Genomic DNA, 23,052 nt, shown 5'->3' with positions numbered 1-23,052 from the left:
GGTTGCTCACCCGAAGCGCGCGGCCAGCAGGCGGTAGAGGGAGGGGGCGACACCCCGCAGGCGGTGCGGCAGGCGCAGCCAGCCCGGAACGTACACCTCGCTCCGGCCCCGGCGGACCGCGCTCCACACCGCGTCCGCCACCCGGTCAGCGGGGACCGGCCGGGGCCGGGAGCGGAGGTAGGGGGCGCCCCGGCGTTCGAAGAACGGCGTGTCCACCACGCCGGGGACCACCAGCGAGACCCGCACTCCGGTCCCGGCCAGCTCGTAGCGCAGGCTGTCGGCGAAGGCGGTCAGCGCCGCCTTGGCCGCGGAGTACACCGCTTCCTCCCGCACCGCGAGCTGCCCGGCGATCGACCCGACGAGCACCAGGTGGCCCTGACCGCGGTCCACCATCGGGGGCAGGACCAGCCGGGTCAGGTGGAGCACCGAGAGCAGGTCCACCTCCAGGACGCGGGTGATGGCGGACGGCGGCATGGTGCGGAAGGGACCGGCCCAGCCCACTCCCGCCCCGGCGACCAGCAGGTCGACCCGGCCGGCGACGGCCAGTGCCCGGGTGGCCAGCCGGGCGCTGCCGTCCGGGGTGGCGAGGTCGGCAGGGAGGGCAGTGCCCCGGGTCCTCCTGGCCACCCGGTCGAGCCGCTGCCGGTCCCGCCCACTGAGCAGCAGGTGCCATCCGCCCTCGGCCGCCAGCCGCTCGGCGACCGCGGTGCCGATCCCCGACGACGCCCCGGTCACCAGGGCCACGCGCAGGTCCGACGCCGGGGGAGCGGCGGGAGCGGCCCGGCGTAGCACTGGTGCTGTCAAGAAGTCAGACATTACAGGCAATCATGCAGGCTTGTCTGATAATGGGCAACTCGGGACGGGTCTGAGTGACCCGCTGAGGCGGTCGGTGTCCGGATCGCGCCCGACGGGAACGGCCGCGGCGTCCCGAACCGGGTGACGGGGCATCATCGCAGGATGACGGCAACCCCACCGGAGGAGCGCGCCGGAACCGTCGAACCGCCCCGATCGCGGCGCGCCCTGCTCGCCGGCTCCGTCGGCAACTTCATCGAGTGGTACGAGTTCGGCGCCTACGGGTACTTCGCCACGATCATCGCCACGGCGTTCTTCACCCCCGAGGGGGCCAGTGACGTGGAGGGGCTGGTCAAGACCTACGCGTCGTTCGCCCTGGCGTTCTTCTTCCGCCCCCTGGGCGCCGCCCTCTTCGGCCGGGTCGGCGACCGGGTGGGCCGGCGCCCCACCCTGATCCTGGTCCTGCTGCTGATGACCGGGGCGACCACCCTGATCGGCGTGCTGCCCACCTACGCCACCGTGGGTGCCGCCGCTCCCTGGCTGCTCACCTCACTGCGGGTCCTCCAGGGACTGTCCGCCGGTGGCGAGTTCGGCGGGGCGGTGTCGGTGATGACGGAGTTCGCGCCGCCCGGCCGCCGCGGACTGTACGGGGCCTGGCAGTCGTTCACCGTGGCCCTGGGGCTGCTCGCCGGGGCGGGTCTCGCCGCCCTGCTCGCCACCGTGCTCACCCAGGACCAGCTCGAGCGGTGGGGGTGGCGGGTGCCGTTCCTGCTGGCGCTGCCGCTGGGCCTGGTCGCGCTGTGGCTGCGGCTGCGGCTGGAGGAGACCCCGTCCTTCCGGCGGTCCCGCCCCCACCCACCCCCGCCGCCGGTCCCCGCCCCGGGACCGACGCCGGCCCGGCTGCCCGTCGAGGACGGGGCCGCACCGCTGCCCCGGGGAACAGCCGGCGCCATCGCGCTGGGGGTGGGGCGGATCATGGGCTGGTCCGCGGCCGGCTACACCTTCCTGGTGGTGCTGCCCGCCTACCTCCAGACCTCGCTGAACGCCACGTTCCGCCAGGCGCTGCTCGCCACGGTGCTGGCCAACCTCGGCTTCGCCGCCAGCATCCTGCCCGCGGGGGCGCTGAGCGACCGGATCGGCCGGCGCGCCGTGATGCTGACCGGCGCCGTGCTGGTGACCCTGCTGGCCCTGCCCCTGCTCAACCTCCTCCAGGACCCCGCGGCCCCCCAGCCGGTGCGGGGCGGGGCCGTCTTCCTGGCCGGAGCGGTGGTGGGACTGCTCGCCGGCCCCGGCCCGGCGATGCTCGCCGAGGCGTTCCCCACCTCCGTCCGCTACACCGGGCTCGGCCTGGCCTACGGCCTGTCCAACGCGGTCTTCTCCGGGTCCGCCGGACTCATCATCACCGAGACCGTCGAACACACCGGCAGCGTGGACGTACCCGCCTACTACGCCGCGGCGACCTGTGCGGTGAGCATCCCCGCCCTGCTCACCCTGCGCGGCGACGCCCACCGGCACCGCCTCGGCGACCGGCCGGCCGCCGGGTCCGCGGTCGGCCACCCACCACCGGGCCCACCCAACGACCAGGAGGTACGGCCATGCGGGTGATCGGGGTGCTCTCCGGCACCTCCCACGACGCGGTGGACGCCGCCGCCGCAGAACTGGTGCCCGACGGCAGGACGCTACTGTTGACCCCACTGGGCCGGATCGGCTCCGGCTACCCGGCAGACCTGAGGGACGAGTTGGCGGCGGCGCTCCCCCCGGCCGCCACCACGATGCGGCAGGTGTGCGCGCTGGACACCCGGATCGGACAGGCCTTCGCGGCGGTGGCGGACCGGGCCAACCGGGAACTGTGCGGCGGGCGGGCCGACCTGGTGGTCTCCCACGGCCAGACGGTGTACCACTGGGTACAGGACGGCCTGGTGCGCGGGACGCTGCAACTCGGCCAGCCGGCGTGGATCGCCGAACGCACCGGTTGCCCCGTCGTCTCGGACCTGCGGGCTAGGGACGTCGCCGCGGGGGGACAGGGCGCGCCCCTGGTGGGCCTGGTGGACCTGCTCTGGCTGCGCGGCCGGCCCGGCGTCCCCGTCGCGCTCAACCTCGGCGGCATCGCCAACGTCACGGTGCCGCGCGGCCCCGCCGGGCCCAGCGCGTTCGACACCGGCCCCGCCAACGCCCTGATCGACGCCGCCGTCACCCACCTGACGGGCGGTCGGCTCGACCACGACAGGGACGGGCGGATCGCCGCCGCGGGCGTCGTGCACCCGGTGCTGCTCCGCCGGCTCCTGGACGAGCCGTACTACGCCCTGTCACCCCCGAAGACGACCGGCAAGGAGCTGTTCAACGGGGCGTACCTCAGGGCCGCGCTCGAGGGCCTCGGTCCGCTGGCGGGCCGGGACGTCGTCGCCACGGTCACCGAGCTGACCGCGCGCACCGTCGCCGAGGCGGTGCGGTCCCACGGGGCCACCGAGGTGATCGCCTCCGGCGGCGGCGTCCGCAACCCCACCCTGATGGCCCGGCTCCGCGCGGCCCTGGGCGAGGTGCCGTTGCGCGTCTCGGACGACCTCGGCCTGCCCGCCGCGGACAAGGAGGCCCACGCGTTCGCGGTGCTCGGCTGGCTCACCCTGCACGGACTCGCCGGCACGGAGCCGGGCTGCACCGGGGCCCGGGGCCCGTCGGTGCTGGGGTCCATCACTCCGGGGCGGCACCGGCTGCGCCTGCCCCCGCCGGTGCCGGTACCCGAACGGCTGGCCTTCGTCGCGCCGCCCTCCGGGGCCCCGCCCTCCGGGGCCCAACACCGCTGAGTGGACGGGAGGGGCGGACGGGAAGGGGGGACACGGTCTGCGCGGCCCGGGCGGTCAGTCGCCGCCGGGCACGTCCGTGTGCGCCCCGGCGGTGGCCGCCGTGCCCGCGTCCGTGAGGAGCAGCTCGGCAGCCGCGTCCGGGTCGCCGGTCGCCAGGGCGGTCAACAGGTCGGCGTGGTGTTCGGCGATCTTCCGCCACCCCCCGGTGTGCGGCGGACCCTCCGTCAGGTGCGGCCCGGACAGGCTCGGCTCGATGGTCCGCCAGAGCCGGGCGAGGAAGGAGTTGCCGCTGGCGGCGCAGACCCGGCGGTGGAAGGAGGTGTCGGCGTCCTGGAAGTCGGAGATGTCGGCGCGGTCGGCCGCCCGGCGCATGGCGTCCACGTCCTCGGCGAGCAGCCGCAGCGCCTCGGTGGTGATCCGGGACGCCGCGGCCCTGATGGCGTACTCCTCGAGCAGCGCCCGCACCTCCCTGACCTCCCGGGCCTGCTCCTCGGTGATCTCCGCGACGTAGTTGCCGCGGTGGGAGACGGACCTGACCAGCCCCTCGTGGGCCAGCCGCTTGATCGCCTCGCGGGCGGGGGCCTGACTGGTGCCCAACTGGCGTGCGATCTCCGACTCGACGAGGCGCTGGCCGGGGACGAGTTCACCGCTGACGATGCCGCGCCGCAGGAACTCGTAGACCCGGTCGGAGAGCAGCCGGCGCTGTGGCGGCTCGTCCCGCGCCCGGGCCCGCCCTCCGCCCGCGCCGCCGATGACGGGCCCGCCCTCCGCCCGCTGCCGCTCCTGCCAGATCCGGGCGACGGTGGACTGCGACAGGCCCACCGCCTTGGCCAGCGACCGGGTGGACGGGACGGGCACCCCCCGCCTGGCGTCGGCCAGGGCCGCGGCGACGAGCCGCTCCGCCTCCGGGCGTGCCGGGCTGCGCGGACGCCCGGGGCGCGGGGCGTCGGCGAGCCCGTCCATGCCGCGTTCCAGGAACCGGCCGCGCCACTTGCTGACGGTGGCCGGGCTCACCTCGAGCCGGGCGGCGACTGCCTTGGCGCTCAGGCCGTCGGCGCAGCAGAGCACGATGCGGCTGCGCAGGCTCAGCACGCCGTCGGCACTCGCGGCCCAGGAACTCAGGGTGACCCGTTCGCTCTCGGTGAGGACCAGGGACCCCTTCGGCGGCGGGTGGGCGGTCATGGGCCCAGAGTAGCGCTGTTTTGGCTACTTAGGACTCATTAACCGAGGGGAAGGTTCCCCTCAACTCGACGCAGAAACCCTTCTGTTGAGGGCATCCTCGCTTGCCTCGTCCGAGACCATCGTTAATTTGTTTGACTGACCCATTAAAGCGTGTTTCCCGGCGCCCGGCGGGCGCCCGCGGCTGCTGCCGGCCCTACCCACGGGAGCGTGCGTGGTTCCGGACGGCGGAATGGTCGCGAGGAGCACTGTTCCACCCGATTCGGGGTACCTGGAGGTCTTCGCCAGCGGGAACCAACACACGAATGGAGTACCGATGGCTCAGACACACAGCGACGTCGAGGACGTCGTGGCGTTGTTGAAGGACCAGCACCAGCAGATCCGCGAGCAGTTCACCCGGGTGGAGACGGCGAGCGGCCAGGAGCGCCGGGAGCGCTTCGGTGAGCTGGTGCGACTGCTGGCCGTGCACGAGACCGCGGAGGAGGAGGTGGTGCACCCGGCGGCCCGCAGGGCGTTCGACCAGGGCAAGCAGGTCGTCAACCACCGGCTCGAGGAGGAGCGGGAGGCCAAGCGGCTCCTGCGTGACCTGGAGAACATGAACCCGGACGAGCCGGAGTTCATGGCGATGTTCAGGAGGCTGCGGGACGCGGTGCTCGCGCACGCCGACGCCGAGGAGAGGTACGAGTTCGAGGAGCTGCGGGCGCACACCGAGCCGAAACGGCTCGCGATGATGGCCAAGGCGGTCAGGGCCGCCGAGGCGACCGCGCCGACCCATCCGCACCCCGGTGCGGAGGGCGCGGCCAAGAACATGGCCATGGGTCCCTTCGCCTCGGTGATGGACCGCACCCGCGACACCGTGCGCAAGGTGATGGAACGCCGCAAGGGCTGATCCGTCCGGGGACGCGGCCGGCTCACGGCCACGTCCTCCCGGGAACCGGGGACGCACCCGGACGGTCGGGCGACGGGAGTCCCCGGTTCGGCGCGCCGGGGCGCGGTCACCCCACGTGGTCGGAGAGCTCCGGGGCGAGTCCGGAGGCGGCGAGCAGCCGCTCGGCCACCCGGACCGAGTCCACCAGCGGGTGCAGCGCCAGGGCGCGCAGCGCCGCGGCCCGGCAGCCGGTGAGCGCGGCCTCGATGGTGGCCCGCTCCACCGCCTTGACGCTCAGCATCAGGCCGAGTTGGTCCGCGGCGACGGGCCCGGTGGCGAGCGGACGCGCCCCGCCCGCGGTCACCAGGCACGGCACCTCCACCACGGCGTCCGCGTCCAGGCCGGGAACGGCGCTGCGGTTGGGCACGTTCAGGATCAGCGTGGTCCGTTCGTTGTGGGCGATGGCCCGCATCAGCGCCAGGGCGATCCGTTCGTAGCCCCCGCCGTCCAGGTCGCAGGAGTCCCGCTCCCAGTCGCCGGTCGCGCTGCGGTTCTCCGCCATGTACGTCGCCTCGCGCTCCGACCGGGTGCGTTCCCAGGCCTCCAGCGCCCCGCCCCGGCCCGAGCCCACCTCGGCGTAGAACCCCTCCTGCTGCTGGTGGAGGAACTCCCCCCGGGTGGCCGGTGCCTGGAGCACGGCCCGCACCGCCTCGCGGTTGAAGTAGTAGTAGTGCAGGTACTCGTTGGGCAGCGCACGCAGGGCCCGCAGCCAGGTCGCGCCGAACAGCTTGCCCTCTTCGAACGACTCCAGGGCCGCCGGGTCGTCCAGCAGCCTCGGCAGGTGGTCGCGTCCGTCCACGACCAGCGCCCGCAGCCAGCCCAGGTGGTTGAGGCCCACGTAGTCGTACTCCGCCAGGTCCGGGTCCACCCCCAGCGCCCGCGCGGCGCGGCGGCACAGCCCCACGGGGGAGTCACAGATGCCGATCACGCGCTCGCCGAGCACCCGCCGCATCGCCTCGGTGACCATGCCCGCCGGGTTGGTGAAGTTGATGACCCAGGCGTCCGGTGCCACCGTGGCCACGCGCTCGGCGATCCGGATCGCCACCGGCAGGGTGCGCAGCCCGTACAGCACGCCCCCGGCGCCGACCGTCTCCTGACCCAGCACGCCCTCGTTCAGTGGAACCCGCTCGTCGCGGGTGCGGCCGGCGAGGCCCCCGACCCGGATCGCGGAGAAGACGAAGTCGGCCCCCCGCAGCGCGTCGTCGAGGTCGGTGGTGGCGCGCACCGCCGGCGCGGCCCCGCGGCCCCTGGCCTGCTCGGCGAGCACCGCGCCGATCGCGTCGAGACGCCGCCGGTCGGTGTCGTACAGCACCACCTCGGTGCACCGCCCCGCCCGCGCCCCGGAACCGTCGTCCCCGGCGTCGTCGAGCAGCGCCCGGTACACCAGCGGCACCCGGAACCCGCCTCCGCCCAGCACCGTCAACCTCATCCGGTCCTCACCTCCCCACCTCGGCGCCGCCCGGCACCGGACGCGCGTGTCACCGCCCGACGGCGGGGCGATGGGCAACGGACGTCGCGGACGCGGCCGACGCGTGACCACATGCGCGCAATCTACCTCTGATCTTGCACGGTGCGCGGCCCTTCGGGACGGCGGTGGGAGCGCATCCGCACACTGCCCCGGACGGCGCCGGCGGCACCGGCACGCCAGGCGCGACCTCGTTCCTGAGCCCGCTCGGGGAGGAGGGCGCCCGCATTTCCGCCGGGCGACGCCCGCGGGAGTGATCATCCCCTTGCAATCGGACCGTCCGGCGTGCAAGGTGCGCACCAAGACCCCGGTGACGCGGGAGATTCGGCTCCTCCGGGCGGCCCCGCGCGCGGCAACGTCCCGTCAAGCGTGCGCCAAGCACACGTCCAGCACACTGGGGAACTCCTCAGCGCCACAGGGAAGGGAACACGGTGAGCACTGCTGAACCACCCGAACCGATCGATCCGCTGGCGGCGTTGCGCGCCCCTGGCGACCCCGAGTGCGACGTCTACCTCACCGGTACCGTGTTCCTCGACATCATCTTCACCGGCCTCGACCACGCCCCCGTGCGCGGCACCGAGTCCTGGGCCCGCGGGATGGGGTCCAGCCCCGGCGGCATCGCCAACATGGCCACCGCGCTGGCCCGTCTCGGCCTGCACACCACCCTCGCCTCCGTCTTCGGCACCGACGTGTACGGCGACTACTGCTGGGAGAGCCTCGCCGTCAGCGAGGGGGTGGACCTCTCCCCGTCGTGGCGGCTGCCCGGCTGGCACTCGCCGGTCACCGTCTCCATGGCCTACGAGGGCGAGCGCACCATGGTGACGCACGAGCACCCGGCTCCCGCACTGGGCGACGACTGCCTCCCGCCCCGGTCCCGGGCCTGCGTCGCCGCGTTCGAACCCGGTCGGCGGGACGAGTGGGTGCGGCGGGCCCACGCCCAGGGCAGTCAGATCTTCGCCGACGTGGGCTGGGACGACAGCGGCCGGTGGGACCCCGCGACCCTGGCCGACCTGCCGTACTGCCAGGCGTTCCTGCCCAACACGGTCGAGGCCCAGCACTACACCCGCACCGACACCCCGGAGCGCGCCGTGCGTGCCCTGGCCGACCTGGTGCCGGTCGCCGTCGTCACCCGGGGGGCCCGGGGCGCCGTCGCGGTGGACTCCCTCACCCAGGAGACGGCCGACGTGCCGGGCCTGGAGGTGGAGGCGTTGGACCCGACGGGCGCCGGTGACGTGTTCATCGCCGGGTTCGTCACCGGGACCCTCGCCGGTTGGCCCCTCGCCCACCGGCTCGCCTTCGCCAACCTGACCGCCGCGCTGTCGGTGCAGCACTTCGGCGGCTCGCTGTCCGCCCCCGGCTGGCCCGAGGTGGCGGCGTGGTGGAGCCAGGCCACCGCGCTGGCCAGGACCAGGGGGCGGGCCAGCGACGTGGAGGTGGCCCGGCGCTACGGCTTCCTCGACGACCTGATGCCGTGTGCGGTGCGCTGCTGGCCCCGACCGCGGGCGCTGCCCACCGTCGGCTTCAGGGGGAAGTGACCATGCGGATACCGGCTCCTCCCCGGACCACCCGCCGGGGAACCCTCCGCCGGGCGCGCGCCGTGGCCGGACTCGCCCTCGGCGCCGCCCTGCTGGCCACCGCCTGTGTGCCGGGCACCGACGGCTCCAACGCCACACGGGGCGGCCCCGGCGCCAGCACCGCGATACCCGACCCGGCCGGGGCCGGGAAGGTGACGCTGACCGTGTGGGACCAGGAGATACGCGGCGGCACCAACGGCGCGATCAAGGAACTCAACGACGAGTTCCAGGAGAAGTACCCGAACGTGCGCATACGACGGGTGGTCCGCAGCTTCGACAACCTCAAGACCACCCTGAAGCTCGCCCTGTCGGGCAACAACCCCCCGGACGTGGTCCAGGCCAACCAGGGCTACCCCGACATGGTGGCCTTCGTGCAGGCCGGCCTCATCCTCCCGCTCGACACCTACGCCGGCATCTACGACTGGAACACCCGTTACCCGGGGACGCTGCTCAACCTCAACCGGGTCTCCGCCGACGGCAGCACCTTCGGCACCGGCCGGCTGTACGGCATCTCCCAGACCGGCGAGTACATCGGCCTGTACTACAACAAGGACGTCCTGCGCGACGCCGGGCTGGAGCCCCCGAGGACCTGGGCGGACTTCACCGCGAGCCTGCCCCGGCTCAAGCAGCGGGGCGAGCTGCCCGTCCAGTTCGGCAACCTGGACCAGTTCCCGGCGATCCACACCTTCGGGGTGCTCCAGGACCAGTTCGACGCCGACCAGGCGCGGGACACCGTCCTCGGCCGCGGAGACGGCTTCGACAACGCGTCCACCAGGCGGGCCGCGGCCACCATCGTCGACTGGACCAAGCGCGGCTACCTGGCCGAGGGGGCCAACGGCCTCGGCTACGACGACGCCGCCAAGCAGTTCGCCTCCGGGGACGGCGCCTACCTGCTGACCGGTACCTGGCTGCTCGCCGACCTGAAGAAGTCGATGAGGGACCGGCTGGGCTTCATGCCGCCGCCCCCGGCCACCGCGGAGGGCCCCCCGGTCACCACCGGCGGCCAGGGACTCGCCTGGTCGGTCACCACCGGCACCAAGCACCCCGACGTGGCGGCGGCCTACCTGGACTTCATCACCAACGAGCACGCCGCGGACGTGATGACCAGGCACGGGGTGCTTCCCGCGGTGCCCGGCCGGGCCGCTGACCGGGTGTCCCCCGACACCGTGGACGGGCAGATGATCGCCGGCTGGAAGCGGCTCAACGCCGCCGACGGGCTGGTCCCGTACCTGGACTACGCCACCCCCACCTTCTACGACACGCTCTCCAAGAACCTCCAGGACGTCATCGGCGGCAAGGTCTCCCCGGACCGCCTCGCCACGACCCTGGACCGGGAGTACGACGCCTTCAGCGCGAAACGGCGCGCCGGGCGGGCCGGGACCGAGGACGAACGGTGAGGGCGGCCCACCGACGCGCCCCCGGCGAGCCGCGGGCGGTCGGCTACCTCTACGTGCTGCCCGCGCTCGTCGTGTACGGGGCCTTCCTGCTCTACCCGTTCGGCCAGTCGGTGTGGCTGTCCCTGCTGCACTGGGACGGCCTGACCGCGGCCACCTGGGCGGGCTCCGACAACTACCGGGACCTGTTCACCGACCCCGCGCTGCGCGCCCCGTTCTGGCACGCCCTGGTGCTGCTGCTGTTCTACTCGGCCCTGCCGGTGGCCCTCGGACTGCTGCTCGCCGCGACCATGTCGCGGATCAGGGTCCGTGGGCTGACGTTCTTCCGGGTCGTGCTCTTCCTGCCCCAGGTCCTGGCGATGGTGGTGGTCGGCGTCGCCTGGCGTTCCATCCTCGCCCCCGACGGGCTGCTCAACGACACCCTGGACGCGGTCGGGCTCGACGCGCTCTCCCGGCCGTGGCTGGGCGACAGCACCTGGGCGCTGCCCGCGGTGGGCGGCATCGGAACGTGGGTGGGCACCGGCCTGTGCATGGTGCTCTTCCTCGCCGGGGTGCAGCGCATCCCCAGGGAGCGCTACGAGGCGGCCCGGATCGACGGGGCGGGAGCGTTCCGGGAGTTCTGGTCGGTGACCCTCCCCGGGCTCCGGGCGGAGGTGGCGGTCGCGCTGACCCTGACCATCGTGGCGGGGCTGCGCAACTTCGACCTGATCTACATCACGACCAGCGGGGGCCCGGGCAACGCCACCTCGGTGCCGGCCTACGAGGTGTACCACCGGGCGTTCGAGACCAACCAGGTGGGCTCGGCCGCCGCGGTGGCGGTGGCCCTGGCGTTGATGATCTTCACTCTCACCGTCGCCGTCTCCAAGCTGGTGGAAGGGCGGCGCGGATGAGCACCCGTGGCGAACGCCTGCTGACGTACCTCATCCTGGGGTTCTTCTCCCTGGTGGCCCTCACCCCGGTGATCGGCGTCCTGTCCACGGCGCTGGGCCCGCAGTCCTCGTTGAGCACCGGCTTCACCCTGCCCGAGGGGTCGCCCGAGTGGGGGAACTTCGCCGACGCCTGGGACCGGGGTCACTTCGGCACCTACCTCGGCAGCTCGGTGCTGGTCTCGGTGGCGGTGGTGACCGCCACCACGGTCCTGGCGGTGCTCGCCGCCTACGCCTTCGCGTTGATGCGGTTCCCCGGGGCCACCGTCCTGTTCTACCTGTTCGTCCTCGGCCTGACCCTCCCCCAGGAGGCCCTGGTCATCCCGCTCTACTTCGACCTGCGGGAACTGGAGCTCACCGACACCTACTGGGCGCTGATCCTGCCGCAGACCGCGCAGTCCCTGGCGTTCGGGGTGTTCTGGATGCGCACCTACTTCCGGAACAGCTCGCCCACGGTGATCGAGGCGGCCCGGATCGACGGGGCCGGCACCTGGACGACGCTGTGGCGGATACTCGTCCCGATGGGCCGCCCGGCGATCTCCACCATGGTCGTCATCGTCTTCATGTGGACCTGGAACGAGTTCCTGCTGGCGCTGGTGATGGTCAGCGACGAGTCCCACCGCACCGTCCCGCTGGGCCTGGCGTTCTTCCAGGGACAGCAGAACTCCGACACCGCGCTGCTCGCCGCCGCCTCGGTGCTGGTGGCGCTGCCGGTGGTGGCCGTCTACCTGGCGCTGCAACGCCGGTTCATCGAGGGCATGCTGACCGGGGCCGTCAAGGAGTGAACGCGGGCCCCGGGGAAGGACCCGGACCGACCGTGTGGTCCGGGCCGCCGCCGTCGGCGGACGACCCGGAGCGGGGGGCGCGGCGGCGCCCCCCGCGCACGGTCACCCCACGGTGTCGGCCACCGAGGCGGCCAGGGCCGCACGGTCGAGCTTCCCCGACAGGGTCAGCGGCAGAGCCGAAAGCGGCAGGTAGACCGACGGCACCATGTGCCGGGGCAGCACCTCGCCCAGCGCCTTGCGCAGCACGTCCTCGTCCGGGGCGGGCCCGGCCGGGACGTAGGCCGCGGCCAGCGCCGGCTCCCCGCCAGGGGTCTCAGCCAGGACCACCGCACCCTCCCGGATGCCCGGCAGCTCCCGCAGGGCGGCCTCGACCTCCCCCAGCTCGATCCGGAAGCCGCGCAGCTTGACCTGGTCGTCCCGGCGTCCGAGGTACTCCAGTTCGCCGTCGTCGGTCTCCAGGGCGTAGTCCCCGGTGCGGTACCACACCCGGGGGCCGTCCCCGAGGTCGAGGCGGACGAAGCGCTGGCCGGTCAGCTCGGGACGGCCCAGGTACCCGTGGGCCACCCCACCGCCGCCGACGTACATCTCCCCGGGCACCCCGGGAGGCACCGGGCGGGAGTCCTCCAGCAGGGCGATGCGCAGGTGCGGCAGGGCACGGCCGATGGGGGTGCCCATCATGTGCCGGCGCAGCTCGTCGGGGACGACGACCTTGTCGGTGGCGTGCACGGTGATCTCGGTGATCCCGTACATGTTGTGCAGCTCCGCCCGCGGGGCGAGGCCGAGGTCCTGCCAGCGCAGCACCGCCGGCACGTTGACCGGCTCGCCGCCGAACACCACGTAGCGCAGCGCGGGCAGCGGGACCGGCCGCTCGACCAGCTCGTTGACCAGGTAGCCGAAGACCGAGGGGACCTGGCTGAGCACGGTGACCCCGCGCCCGGCCAGCAGGTCCACCAGCGCCGAGGGGTCGGTGGTGGCCTCGTCGGGGACCACCACCACCCGCCCTCCGCTGGTGAGCGCCCCCCAGATCTCCCAGACGCTGAAGTCGAAACTGTGCGAGTGGAAGAACGACCAGACGTCGTCCGGACCGAACGTGTACGAGGTGCAGCCGTCGAGCAGCGCCCGCACGTTGGCGTGGCGGACCACCACTCCCTTGGGCTGACCGGTGGAGCCCGAGGTGTAGATCACGTACGCGGTGTCCTCGGGCACCTCGTGCGCGTGGGCCGCGGAACGCCCGGTGGCCGTCACGGACAGCCGGCCGGTGCCCGGCTCCTCGTCCACCAGGTGCCCCACGGCCGAGTCCGTGATGATGTGGTCCTGGCGGGGGGCCGGGTAGCGGGGATCGACGGGTACGTAGCCGCAGCCGTGCATCCAGATCCCGAGCATGCCGGCGACCGCCGACACCCCGCGGTGGGTGCGCAACCCCACCAGACCCCCGCCCGGCACCCCGGCGTCCGCCAGCGCCCCGGCGATCGCCCGGGCGTCCTCCGCCAGCCGTGCGTACGTCGTCGTGTGTCCGCGGTCGTCCACGGCCACCGCCTCGGGCTGCGCCGCGGCCATGCGCAGGAACAGTTCCTCCATGCGCGCGCTGGCCTGTAGGCCGGTCACTTGCTCACCCACTTCCGGTCCGCGTGTCGTTCCCAACGGTGTCGGCCCCCTCACAGCGGGATGTTCCCGTGCTTGCGCACCGGCCCGACCTTGTGTTTCCGGCGCAGCAACCGCATCGCCCGGACGACGTGGTCCCGGGTCTCCGACGGCGCGATCACCGCGTCCACATAGCCGCGGTCCGCCGCCATGTAGGGGTTGCACAGCGTCTCCTCGTACCCGGCCACCAGCGTCTTGCGGAGGGTGTCCGGGTCGTCGGAGGCCGCGATCTGCCTGCGGTGCAGCACCTCCGCCGCACCCTGGGCACCCATCACGGCGATCTGCGCGGTCGGCCAGGCGAGGTTCACGTCGGCCCCCAGGTGCTTGGAGCCCATCACCCCGTAGCCCCCGCCGAACGCCTTGCGGACCACCACGGTGACCATGGGAACGCTGGCCTCGGCATAGGCGTAGATGAGCTTGGCGCCGCGCCTGATGATGCCTCCGCGTTCCTGTTCGACGCCCGGGGTGAACCCGGGGACGTCCACGAAGGTGAGCAGCGGGATGCCGAAGGCGTCGCAGAACCGGATGAACCGGGCTGCCTTCTCCGACGCGGCGATGTCGATGGCGCCACCGGCGTGCAGCGGCTGGTTGGCGACGATCCCCACCGAGCGGCCCTCGACCCGGCCGAAGGCGCAGATCATGTTGGGCGCGTACAGCGGTGAGACGTCCAGCAGCTCGCCCTCGTCCACCACCCGCCGGATGATGTCGAGCATGTCGTAGGGCCGGTTCTCCGCGTCCGGGACGGCGGAGTCCAGCCACGGGTCCCGCATGCCGGGGGTCCAGTCCCCGGCGTGGTCGTAGGCGGGCGGCTCCTCCTGGTTGTGCATGGGCAGGTAGCCGAGCAGGGTGCGCACGTAGTCGATGGCGTCCTGCTCGTCGGTCGCCAGGTAGTGGGCGTTGCCGGTCACCTCGTTGTGGGTGCGGGCCCCGCCCAGGCTCTCCTGGTCGGACTCCTCGCCGGTCACCGCCCTGATCACGTCCGGCCCCGTGACGAACATGTGTGAGAGGCCGTCCACCATGACGACGAAGTCGGTGATGGCGGGGGAGTACGCCGCGCCGCCCGCGCAGGGGCCCATCTGGAGCGAGATCTGCGGGACCACGCCGGAGAGCGCGACGTTGCGGCGGGCTATCTCCGCGTACTGGGCGAGGGAGACCACGCCCTCCTGGATCCGGGCGCCGCCGGAGTCGTTGAGGCCGATCAGCGGACAGCCGATGGACGCCGCCAGGTCCATCACCTTGATGATCTTCTCGCCGTACACCTCGCCGAGGGCCCCGCCGAAAACGGTGAAGTCCTGGGCGAACACGCACACGGTGCGGTCGTCGATGGTGCCGTGACCGGTCACCACGCCGTCCCCGTAGGGCCGTTGCTGCTCCATGCCGAAGTCGTGGCACCGGTGCCGCGCCATCTGGTCCAACTCGGTGAACGAGCCGGGATCGAGCAGCAGCTCGATGCGTTCGCGCGCGGTCAGCTTGCCCTTGGCGTGCTGTTTGGTCACCGCGGAGGTCGAGCCGGCGGACAGGGCCCGCTCCCGCCGCGCGTGGAACTCCTCGATCTTCCCGGCCGTTCCGCCGGGCCCCGTCAACGTCATGGCTGCCTCTCTGCGCTCGCCCGGTCGGGGACCGGCCAACCGGACGTCCCGGCGCCGTCCGCCCCCGCGGCGAGTGCCTCACGAACCTCGCTGACCAGCGCCCCCACCACGGCGTCGGGCTGGTCAAGGAGGTAGAAGTGGCCCCCCGGGTGCTGCCGCAGGCGCACCGGGCGGGTGGACTCCGCCTGCCAACCGCGCAGGTCCTCCAGCGGTGTCGCCGGGTCGTGGATGCCGCTGAACACCACCAGCGGGCAGTCCAACGGGGCCTGCCGCCGGTAGCGGTAGCCCTCGCAGACGCCGAAGTCGGCGCGGAGCGTGGGCAGGAGGAAGTCGATCAGGCTGGGCGAGGCGAGGATCTCGTCCGGCATCCCGCCCAGGGTGGCGACCGCTTCCAGGAACGCGTCGTCCGGCAGATGGGTGATGGCGCCGTGGAACGGGCCGGTGCTGGGCGCGGCAAGACCCGACACCCCCAGCAGCACCGGCGCCGGCGCACCACGGCCGCGCAGCTCCCGGGCCAGCTCGAACGCCAGCAGGGCCCCCATGCTGTGGCCGAAGAACGCGTACGGGCGGTCGTCGGGTTCCCCGGCCAGGGCGTCCGCCAGGGCCAGCACGATCTCCTGGTGCCCGGTCAGCGCCTTCTCCGCCACCCGGTCCTGGCGCCCGGGCAACTGGACGGCGTTGAGCTCCACGGACCGGGGCAGCCGGGACAGCCACGACCGGTAGGCCGCCGCGCCCCCGCCGGCGAACGGCAGGCACACCAGGCGCAGCGACGCCTCGGGACGGTCCTCGAACGAGGTGAACCACGGGGAGCGCCGTTGACCGGTGACGCGTCCGGTCACGGCGGTCCGCACCCCGCCGCCGGTCATGACCGCTCCTCGGGGTCGCCGCCGCCGAGCAGCGGACGCAGGTGCCGCACCAGGACCTGCACGTGCGGCGGGTTCAGCAGGGTGAGGTGATCGCCGGGCACGTCGGTGATCTCCAGCCGGGGGGCCACCGCGTCCCAGCCGAGCGCACGGTCGGGGCGGTAGAACTCAGGGTCGTTGATCCCCTCGGGCATGGGCTCGAGACCGATGTACAGGTGCAGCGGGCGGTCCCACGGACGGGGCCGGTAGCCCTGGACCATCCGGCGGGCGGTGCGCACCGCCTCGACCGTGGAGCGGAACAGGTCGATGCCGATGTCACCGGCGAGCACCTCCTCCACCCGCGCGTACAACAGCTCGAGCTGGCCCTGTTCGTCCAGCGGCAGCAACTCCTCCTCGGTGAGCCGCACCGAACGGTGGAAGATCAGCTCGAAGACCCTCGCGTAGTGGTGGGTGCGGTAGGCGAGGAGCCGCTGCGGGCTGCCCTTGTCCGGGGGAGTACCGGCCAGGGACGCCTCGAACAGGGTGACGAGGTCCACCTCCTCCCCGGCATCGACGAGCTGCTGGGCGACCTCGAAGGCGACGAGGCCACCGAAGGACAGCCCGCCCAGCCGGTAGGGCCCCTCGGGGAACTCCTCCCGGATGGCCGCGGTGTAGTGCGCGGCGAGGTCCTCCAGCCGTTCGAATCGCGCGATGTCAGGGTGCTCGAGCATGTAGAACGGCTGGTCGGGGCCGAGCTCGTCGGCCAGGAACTGGTACACCAGGGTGTTCATCCCGGTCTGGTGCACGGCGAAGAACGGCGGCTTGGAGCCCTGGGAACGCAGGGGGACGATCGGGGAGCGGGCCTCCTGGCCGTCCCCCGGGCGCAGCACGTCGGCGAGTTCGGCGACGGTCGGCTTGCCGAACAGCACCGCGAGGTCCAGGTCCCGGTCGAACCTGCGTTGGAGCCGGGAGATCACCCGCATGGCCAACAGCGAGTGCCCGCCCAGGGCGAAGAAGTTGTCGGTCACCCCCACCGGCCGCACTCCCAGCACGTCCTCCCAGACCTTGGCGATCAGCAGTTCCGTGCTGTCCCGGGGCGGGGTGAACGCCTCCACGTCCGCACGGGCGGGACGTTCGGGGGAGGGCAGCGCCGCGACGTCCGGGCGGCCGTGCCGGGTCAGGGGCAGGCCCCCGGCCAGCACGATGTCGTCGGGCACCAGGTGGGACGGCAGCGCCGCCTCCAGCGCGGTGAACAGCCTCGGCAGCAGCCGGCGCTCCCTGCGGTGGGTCAGCGGGTCGTTGGCGCACCGCGGCCAGGGCAGCGGCACCGGACGAGCGGCGTCCACGGCCGACCACAGTGCCACCCGCGCGGCCCCGGGCTGGTCCCACGGCCCTCCTACGGGGGTGAACAGCGCGTCCACGGTGCCGGGTTCCTCGCCGACCAGCAGCTCGGCGGCGTACCCGCAGTCGGCGGCCAGCGCGTGCAGGGCCTCGGGTTCGACGGCGTCGTCCGCGTCGATCGCCGCCCGCAGCGCCCCGGCGTTCCGCGGGCCCGAGCCCTCGGCCAGTGCGCGTGCCGCCACGGCGAGGCCGTGTGCCCTCAGGTCCGGGACGGAGCGCACCAGCAGGGCGTCCGGCCCCTTCGACAGCGCCTCCCGCAGCCCCTCCAGCGTCCCGCCGTCCTCCTCCCACGTCGAACGCACCAGGGACGGCTGCCCGTCGGGGGCGGCGCCCGCGTCCCCCGGCACCGTGCCGAAGGTGAGCAGGGCGTCGTAGCGGAAGCGGGACATCTCGTTGTGGGCCCGGCCACGCTTGGCCGTGATCCGGGTGACGCCCCCGTGCGGTGACTCGGCGACGATCCGCCGGAAGAAGTCCGGGTGCAGCACCAACTCCTCGTCCCTGCGGCAGTCCCGGTCCACCGCCTGGGCCAGCTCCCGGGCGTCGCGGTGGTCGAAGGAGTTGGCGAGTTGGATGTCCAGGTGCATCGCCGGCATCAGCGGCAGGCTCCGCACGTCGCCGACGAAGACCTGCCCGCCCGGGCGCAGCGCCCCCCGGGCCCGGTCGAGCACCCGGCGCAGGTACTCGGCGTGCGGGAAGTACTGCGCCACCGAGTTGATGACCACCAGGTCGAACGCGCCCTCGGGCACACCGGTGAAGTCGTCGCCCTCCTGGCAGCGCAGCGTCACCCGCTCGGCCACCGACGGGTCGAGCCGCCCCCGCACGTAGTCGATGGCCGCGGGGGACAGGTCCGTCGCCCAGTACTGCTCGCAGGCGCGGCTCAGTGGCAGCAGGAGCATCCCGGTGCCGCAGCCGATCTCCAGGACGCGGCGCGGCGCCAGCGCCCGCAGCCGGTCCAGGGTGGCGTCCAGCCACTCCCGCATCTCCTCCTGCGGGATCGCGGCACCGGTGAAGCTGCTGTTCCAGCCGACGGTGTTGAACTCGGCGTCGTCGGACGCGGCAGGACCGGCGTAGGTGTGCCCGAAGACCTCCCGCCACTGCCCGACCTGGTCGTCCTCCAGGTCGGCTGCGCCCCGGTCGGTGCCCTCGGCGACGGGCACCACGTGGGCGACCAACCGGCGTTCCTCGCCCCGGCCGTCGGCGGTCACCACGACCTGCTCCACCGTGGGCAGGGACACCAGGGCGTCCTCGACCTCCGCCGGGTCCACGACGTGTCCGCGCACCGTCATCCGGCGGTCGGTGCGGCCGAGCACCTCCAGCCGGCCGTCCCCGGTCCACCGCGCCAGGTCCCCGGTGCGCAGCAGCCGGGCGTGCCGGCGGTCGGAGAACGGGTCGGAGCGGAAGCGTTCCGCGGTCAGCGCGGGACGGCCCAGGTAGCCGCGGGCCACCGCGGGCCCGCCGAGGTGCAACTCGCCGGGCACGCCCACCGGGAGCGGCTCGCCGGTCCCGTCCATGACGTGTGCGGTGACCCCGGAGGTCGGCCGGAGCGCGGTGGGCGCGTCCGGCTCCGCACCGATCCGCGCCGCGGCGGCCAGGCCCGCGGTCTCGGCGGTGGCGTACACGTGGAACAGGGCCCTGCCGGCCGCCCACCGCCGCAGCGTCCCCGGGGCGCACCGCTCACCGGACACCAGCAGGGTGCGGACCCCCGGCAGCGCCCCGTCCCCGGGGAGCGCCGCCAGCAGCGCCGGGGTCACCCGGGCACAGGTCACCCCGGCGAGGGCCGCCGGGTCCGCCAGCAGCGCCGAGGCGGACACCGCCCGCTCGGGCAGCCGCAGCGTGGCCCCACTGACCAGCGCCAGGTGGAGTTCGAACAGGGCGTCGGCCGACCCGGGGGGAGCCAGGTGCAGCACCACGTCGTCGGAGGTCAGGCCGAAGCCGGTGCCGGCGGCGTGGGACATCGCGGAGACGGCGGCGCCGTCCAGCAGGACGGGCTTGGGCTCGCCGGTGGCGCCCGCGGTGGTCACCACCGCGGCCAGCCAGTCCTCGGCGACCCCGGTGGCGGGCGGCTCCGCCGGCTGCCGTTCGACGTTCCCGGCCTCCTCGTCCAGCAGCAGCACCTGGCAGTCCCGGGCGGGCAGCCCGCCGGCCGCGTCACCGACGCTCAGCACCAGGTGCGGTCGCACCTGCCGGACCTCGGCGGCCAACCGGGCCGGGGGGAGCTGGGGGTCGAGGACCAGCGGCGCCCCGCCGGCCCTGCTGACCGCGAGCAGCGCCTCCACCTCCGCCATCCGGTCCGGCAGCAGGATGCCGACCACCGTGTCCCGCCCCACCGCACGGCCGGCCAGGTGGTGGGCCAAACGGTTCACCCGCTGGTCCAGCTCCCGGTAGGTGAGCCGGCGTCCGCCCGACGCCACGGCCACCGCCTGCGGTGCCCGCGCCGCGTGGGCGGCCACCGCGCGCTGGGCCGAACCCGGCTCCGACGCCGGCCCCGTGGACCACTCGGCCAGGTGCCGCCGCTCCTCCCCGGTGAGCATCGGCACCTGGCGCAGCCGGCGCCGCGGGTCGGCGGTCAGCTCGGTGAGCAGGGTGGCCAGGTGCCCCAGGAGGCGTTCCGCGGCGTCGTCGGCGAGCCACGTCGGGTCGTAGGAGACGCGCAGCCCCAACCGTTCGCCGGGCAGCCCGGCGAGGGTCAGCGGGTAGTTGGTCCGCGTGTAGTACGTGAAGTCGTCGATGGTCAGGCCCTCGAAGCCCCGCCAGATCGCGGCGAGCGGGTCGTCGTCGAGGTTCTGCAGGACCTGCACGCTCTCGAACAGCTCCACACCGGGGGGCGTGGAGCTCCACTCCTGGATACGGGTCATCGGCACGTGCTCGTGGGCCCGGGCGGCCAGGGCGTCGGCCTGCACCTCGCGCAGCCAGTCCCCGACCTCGCGGTCCGGGTCCACGCGCAGCCGGGTGGGCACCGTGGTGACGAAGAGCCCCACCATGTCCTCCACGCCCTCCAGCTCGGGGGGCCGGCCGGAGGACACCCCGCCGAACACCACGTCGGCGCGGCCGGAGTAACGGGAGAGGAGGAGCCCCCACGCCGCCTGGAGCACCGTGTTCAGGGTCACCCGCTGCTCGGTCGCCGCCGCGGTCAGCGCCGCGGTCGCCCCGGCGTCGAGGGTGTGGCGGCGGGCGTGCTGCGCGTTGCCCGTCCGTGCCGGGCTGCTGAGCCGCAGCAACCGGGTCGGCTCGGTGAAGCCGTCGAGCCTGCGCCGCCAGAACGCCTCCGCCTCCGCGGGGTCCCGGCTGGCCAGCCACCGCACGTAGTCGCGGAACGGCCGTACCGGGGGCAGGGACGGAGCCTCACCGCGGGCCAGACTCCGGTAGGCGGCACCCACCTCGCGCAGCATGATGCCGGTGGACCAGCCGTCCTGGATGATGTGGTGCAGGCTGAACGCGAAACGGTGCCGGTCGTCGGCGAGCCGCGCGAGGTGGAGGCGGATCAACGGGGCCCGCTCCAGGTCGAACCCGTTCTTGCGGTCCTGTTCGAGCAGGTCCTCCTCGCGGGCCCGCCGCGCCTGCGGCGACAGGTCGGTCCAGTCGTGCTCCTCCAACGGGACCCGGGCCTCGCGGTGGACGACCTGGACCGGCTTGTCGAGGCGCTCCCAGCGGAACGAGGTGCGCAGTGAGGTGTGCCGGCCCAGCACGGTCTGCCAGGCCCGGCGGAACGTCTCGGGGTCCAGCGGGCCGTGGAAGGTGACCGCCGCCTGCTGGAGGTACACCGCGGAGTCGGGGTGGCGCAGGGTGTGGTAAAGCATGCCCTCCTGCATGGGCGACAGGACGTGGACGTCCTCCACGCCGCCGGGTGTGACGGCGCTGCGCTGCTGGTCCGTGGTCATGGGTGGTCCTTCGTGCGTCGGCGAGGCTCGGCGAACAGCTCCGCGAGTTCGTCTTCCGTCAGGTCGTCCCATCCGCCCGGGGGGCCGGCGGTGGGTGCGGTGGCCGCCGGGGGCGCGGCCGTGGACGCGTCGTCCGGCTGTCGTCCGGCGACGGGCGGTCGGGGGGCGGCGGGCACCTGTGGGGTGGCCCTGGCGAGCGCCCGCAGCGCGTCCGCGGAGCGCCGCGCCAACTCGCCGGCGAGTCCGGGGGAGCAGCGCCCGGCGTCGTACCACCAGTCCAGGTGCACCCGGCCACCGTCGAGGTAACAGCGCACCTCCACCGGGTTGCCCAGGCAGGCCGCGGCCGACCGGGCGCCGGTGGCCGCCCCGGGAACGGGCGTCAGCGGCCCCCCGTCGAGCTCGGCCACCTGGTGGCTCAGCGCGCCGAGGTAGCACACCATCACCTCGGGCTGCGGCAGGGCGGCGACGAGCGCGGCCGTCGGCGCGTGCAGCCGGTGCAGCACCCCGTACCCGAGCCCCTGCCGGGGAGTGGCGCGCAGCGCCTCACGGCTCCTGGCCAGGGCCCCCTGCACGCCCCGCCCGCCGGTGCTCAGCAGCACCGGGTGGACCGTGGTGCACGAACCGACGGTGCGCGACAGGTCCACGTCCGGCAGCGGTACCGCGCGCCCGTGTCCCTCCACGTCCACCAGCAGCCGGTCCTCACCGGTCACCTCCCGGTGGGCGACGGCCACCGCCGCGAGGACCGCCTCGTCCATCGGTGCCCGCCGGTCGCGCTGGACCGCGAGGAGCGCCGTCGTGACGTCCGCGTCCAGCACCGCCTGCGCGCACCGCACGTCGGCCCCGCCCCGCGGCGGCCCGGTGTCGTCCAGCGACAGGGCGGACCGCACCGCCCGGCGTTCCGGGGCCAGCCACCAGGAGCGCTCGGCGTGCACCTCCGGGTCGGCGGCGAGCGCCGCGACCCGCCGCGCCCAGTGCGACCAGGGGGTGGTCGCCGGCGGCAGCTCCACCGCGGCGCCCCCCAGGAGCTGTCGGCAGGCGGTGTTCAGGTCCTCGAGCAGCAGCCGCTCGGAGGCGATGTCCACCAGCAGGTGGTGCAGCACCAGCACGAGCCGGGTCGGACGGCGGTCGTCGCCGGGCAGGCAGGCCGCCCGCAGCAGCGCACCGCCCCGGTAGCCGTCCTCGGCGATCGCCCGGGTGAGCTCCTCGACGACCCGCTCGCTCGCCTGGTCGGCCTCCGCGCGCGCGTCCGCCGTGGCCGCGTCAACGACCAGCAGCGGCACCCGGAGCGGGGGTTCGGTCACCTCCTGCTCCCAGACCCCGTCCTGGTGCCTGACCCGCAACCGCAGCCCGTCGTGCGACGCCACCACCCGGGTCAGCGCCTCCTCGAGCGCCTCCGGCGCGAGCCGCGCCGGTGCGTCGAGGACCAGCGGCACGCAGAACCCGCTGGACCGCGGCTGCTCGAGGAGCCGTAGCTGGGAGGGCGTCAGCGGCACCGGGCCCGTGGTCGGACCCAGGTCCGCCGCGGCGCGCGGCCCACCCCCCGGCGCCACCCGGGCCGTGGCGGCGTCGATCGCGTCGGCGAGCGCCGCCACCGTCTGGTGGGCGAACACGTCCTGCGGGGCCATCACCAGCCCGGCCCTGGTCGCCCGGGACGCCAACTGCACGGCGATGAGGGAGTCCCCGCGCAGGTCGAAGAAGTTGGCGTCGGGCGGGACCTCCTCGACACCGAGCAGCTCGCTCCACAGGGCGGTGAGGACCTCGCGGGTGCCGGACGCCGCCGGGCCGCCCCGGTGGTCCGCGGAGCCGGCCGGCGGGGCGGCGACCCCCTCGGGGACCGGGTCCGCCTCGCGTCGCCCG

General features: G+C 74.1%; 15 protein-coding genes (1 of these 15 only partly in view). 7 read left to right on the top strand and 8 right to left on the bottom strand.

Annotated elements, in window-relative coordinates; all coding sequences use genetic code 11:
• Nucleotides 1-6: 6 nt before the first annotated feature.
• Nucleotides 7-816 (bottom strand): SDR family NAD(P)-dependent oxidoreductase, encoded by an 810-nt coding sequence (locus tag A3IG_RS0100240; protein WP_078499872.1) that lies wholly within the window; start codon nt 814-816, stop codon nt 7-9.
• A 141-nt stretch (nt 817-957) separates the two neighbouring features.
• Here A3IG_RS0100240 and A3IG_RS0100235 point away from each other — a divergent pair, with 141 nt between their 5' ends.
• Both A3IG_RS0100235 and A3IG_RS0100230 read left to right on the top strand, forming a co-directional pair.
• On the top strand, nt 958-2,397 hold the full coding sequence (locus A3IG_RS0100235; RefSeq protein WP_018381519.1) for an MFS transporter: 1,440 nt from the start codon (nt 958-960) through the stop codon (nt 2,395-2,397).
• Complete coding sequence (locus A3IG_RS0100230) at nt 2,388-3,593, top strand: anhydro-N-acetylmuramic acid kinase (RefSeq protein WP_018381518.1); 1,206 nt, start codon at nt 2,388-2,390, stop codon at nt 3,591-3,593. Before A3IG_RS0100235 ends, A3IG_RS0100230 begins: the two co-directional genes overlap by 10 nt.
• Nucleotides 3,594-3,647: 54 nt before the next feature.
• Here the strand turns inward: A3IG_RS0100230 and A3IG_RS32195 are convergent, their stop codons facing one another.
• Nucleotides 3,648-4,775 carry an FCD domain-containing protein gene (locus A3IG_RS32195; RefSeq protein WP_018381517.1) on the bottom strand — a complete coding sequence of 376 codons (1,128 nt, stop codon included), beginning with the start codon at nt 4,773-4,775 and terminating at the stop codon, nt 3,648-3,650.
• A gap of 313 nt (nt 4,776-5,088) precedes the next feature.
• Here A3IG_RS32195 and A3IG_RS0100220 point away from each other — a divergent pair, with 313 nt between their 5' ends.
• Complete coding sequence (locus A3IG_RS0100220) at nt 5,089-5,661, top strand: hemerythrin domain-containing protein (RefSeq protein WP_018381516.1); 573 nt, start codon at nt 5,089-5,091, stop codon at nt 5,659-5,661.
• Between the two features lie 106 nt (nt 5,662-5,767).
• On the opposite strand, the gene A3IG_RS0100215 is transcribed toward A3IG_RS0100220, so the two are convergent.
• A complete protein-coding gene (locus tag A3IG_RS0100215) occupies nt 5,768-7,129 on the bottom strand; it encodes a 6-phospho-beta-glucosidase (RefSeq protein WP_018381515.1) in 1,362 nt (453 codons plus the stop codon).
• A 467-nt stretch (nt 7,130-7,596) separates the two neighbouring features.
• Between A3IG_RS0100215 and A3IG_RS0100210 the strand changes: the two genes are divergently transcribed.
• Genes A3IG_RS0100210 through A3IG_RS0100195 form a run of 4 tightly spaced genes read left to right on the top strand, consistent with a single transcriptional unit; the run spans nt 7,597 to nt 11,844 of the window.
• Nucleotides 7,597-8,700: a carbohydrate kinase family protein gene (locus A3IG_RS0100210; RefSeq protein ID WP_018381514.1), complete on the top strand. Its 1,104-nt coding sequence runs from the start codon at nt 7,597-7,599 to the stop codon at nt 8,698-8,700.
• 2 nt (nt 8,701-8,702) lie between these two features.
• Nucleotides 8,703-10,136, top strand: a complete 1,434-nt coding sequence (locus A3IG_RS0100205) for an extracellular solute-binding protein (protein ID WP_078499870.1) — start codon at nt 8,703-8,705, stop codon at nt 10,134-10,136.
• Nucleotides 10,133-11,023 carry a carbohydrate ABC transporter permease gene (locus A3IG_RS0100200; protein WP_018381512.1) on the top strand — a complete coding sequence of 297 codons (891 nt, stop codon included), beginning with the start codon at nt 10,133-10,135 and terminating at the stop codon, nt 11,021-11,023. Before A3IG_RS0100205 ends, A3IG_RS0100200 begins: the two co-directional genes overlap by 4 nt.
• Nucleotides 11,020-11,844, top strand: a complete 825-nt coding sequence (locus tag A3IG_RS0100195; protein ID WP_018381511.1) for a carbohydrate ABC transporter permease — start codon at nt 11,020-11,022, stop codon at nt 11,842-11,844. Before A3IG_RS0100200 ends, A3IG_RS0100195 begins: the two co-directional genes overlap by 4 nt.
• A gap of 102 nt (nt 11,845-11,946) precedes the next feature.
• Here the strand turns inward: A3IG_RS0100195 and A3IG_RS0100190 are convergent, their stop codons facing one another.
• The 5 genes in view from A3IG_RS0100190 to A3IG_RS27985 are tightly spaced (at most 50 nt apart) and all read right to left on the bottom strand, a layout consistent with a single transcriptional unit that may run on beyond the window.
• A complete protein-coding gene (locus tag A3IG_RS0100190) occupies nt 11,947-13,449 on the bottom strand; it encodes an amino acid adenylation domain-containing protein (protein WP_236719071.1) in 1,503 nt (500 codons plus the stop codon).
• Nucleotides 13,450-13,499: 50 nt separating this feature from the next.
• A complete protein-coding gene (locus A3IG_RS0100185) occupies nt 13,500-15,074 on the bottom strand; it encodes an acyl-CoA carboxylase subunit beta (protein WP_018381509.1) in 1,575 nt (524 codons plus the stop codon).
• The gene (locus A3IG_RS0100180; protein ID WP_018381508.1) at nt 15,071-15,940 is read right to left on the bottom strand and encodes a thioesterase II family protein; all 870 of its coding nucleotides are present in this window, start codon (nt 15,938-15,940) and stop codon (nt 15,071-15,073) included. Before A3IG_RS0100180 ends, A3IG_RS0100185 begins: the two co-directional genes overlap by 4 nt.
• Nucleotides 15,937-21,195 carry a condensation domain-containing protein gene (locus tag A3IG_RS0100175; protein ID WP_026219735.1) on the bottom strand — a complete coding sequence of 1,753 codons (5,259 nt, stop codon included), beginning with the start codon at nt 21,193-21,195 and terminating at the stop codon, nt 15,937-15,939. Before A3IG_RS0100175 ends, A3IG_RS0100180 begins: the two co-directional genes overlap by 4 nt.
• A protein-coding gene (locus A3IG_RS27985; RefSeq protein WP_018381507.1) for a type I polyketide synthase crosses the window boundary here: on the bottom strand, nt 21,192-23,052 show its end. It continues 2,726 nt past the right edge of the window; 1,861 of the gene's 4,587 nt are visible here — the last part of the coding sequence; the start codon falls outside the window, past its right edge — the gene reads right to left on this strand; the stop codon is at nt 21,192-21,194. The genes A3IG_RS0100175 and A3IG_RS27985 overlap by 4 nt, the downstream gene beginning before the upstream one ends.

The sequence above is a fragment of the Wenjunlia vitaminophila DSM 41686 genome (assembly GCF_000380165.1).
In the GTDB taxonomy this organism is placed as follows: Bacteria; Actinomycetota; Actinomycetes; order Streptomycetales; family Streptomycetaceae; genus Wenjunlia; species Wenjunlia vitaminophila.
This window is presented reverse-complemented; position numbering and strand designations above follow the sequence as displayed.

What these genes read in the sequence shown, in the direction of transcription:
- A3IG_RS0100240 (WP_078499872.1), bottom strand. Translation starts at nt 816, where the DNA reads ATGTCTGACTTCTTGACAGCACCAGTGCTACGCCGGGCCGCTCCCGCC.
- A3IG_RS0100235 (WP_018381519.1), top strand. Translation starts at nt 958, where the DNA reads ATGACGGCAACCCCACCGGAGGAGCGCGCCGGAACCGTCGAACCGCCC.
- A3IG_RS0100230 (WP_018381518.1), top strand. Translation starts at nt 2,388, where the DNA reads ATGCGGGTGATCGGGGTGCTCTCCGGCACCTCCCACGACGCGGTGGAC.
- A3IG_RS32195 (WP_018381517.1), bottom strand. Translation starts at nt 4,775, where the DNA reads ATGACCGCCCACCCGCCGCCGAAGGGGTCCCTGGTCCTCACCGAGAGC.
- A3IG_RS0100220 (WP_018381516.1), top strand. Translation starts at nt 5,089, where the DNA reads ATGGCTCAGACACACAGCGACGTCGAGGACGTCGTGGCGTTGTTGAAG.
- A3IG_RS0100215 (WP_018381515.1), bottom strand. Translation starts at nt 7,129, where the DNA reads ATGAGGTTGACGGTGCTGGGCGGAGGCGGGTTCCGGGTGCCGCTGGTG.
- A3IG_RS0100205 (WP_078499870.1), top strand. Translation starts at nt 8,703, where the DNA reads ATGCGGATACCGGCTCCTCCCCGGACCACCCGCCGGGGAACCCTCCGC.
- A3IG_RS0100195 (WP_018381511.1), top strand. Translation starts at nt 11,020, where the DNA reads ATGAGCACCCGTGGCGAACGCCTGCTGACGTACCTCATCCTGGGGTTC.
- A3IG_RS0100185 (WP_018381509.1), bottom strand. Translation starts at nt 15,074, where the DNA reads ATGACGTTGACGGGGCCCGGCGGAACGGCCGGGAAGATCGAGGAGTTC.
- A3IG_RS0100180 (WP_018381508.1), bottom strand. Translation starts at nt 15,940, where the DNA reads ATGACCGGCGGCGGGGTGCGGACCGCCGTGACCGGACGCGTCACCGGT.
- A3IG_RS0100175 (WP_026219735.1), bottom strand. Translation starts at nt 21,195, where the DNA reads ATGACCACGGACCAGCAGCGCAGCGCCGTCACACCCGGCGGCGTGGAG.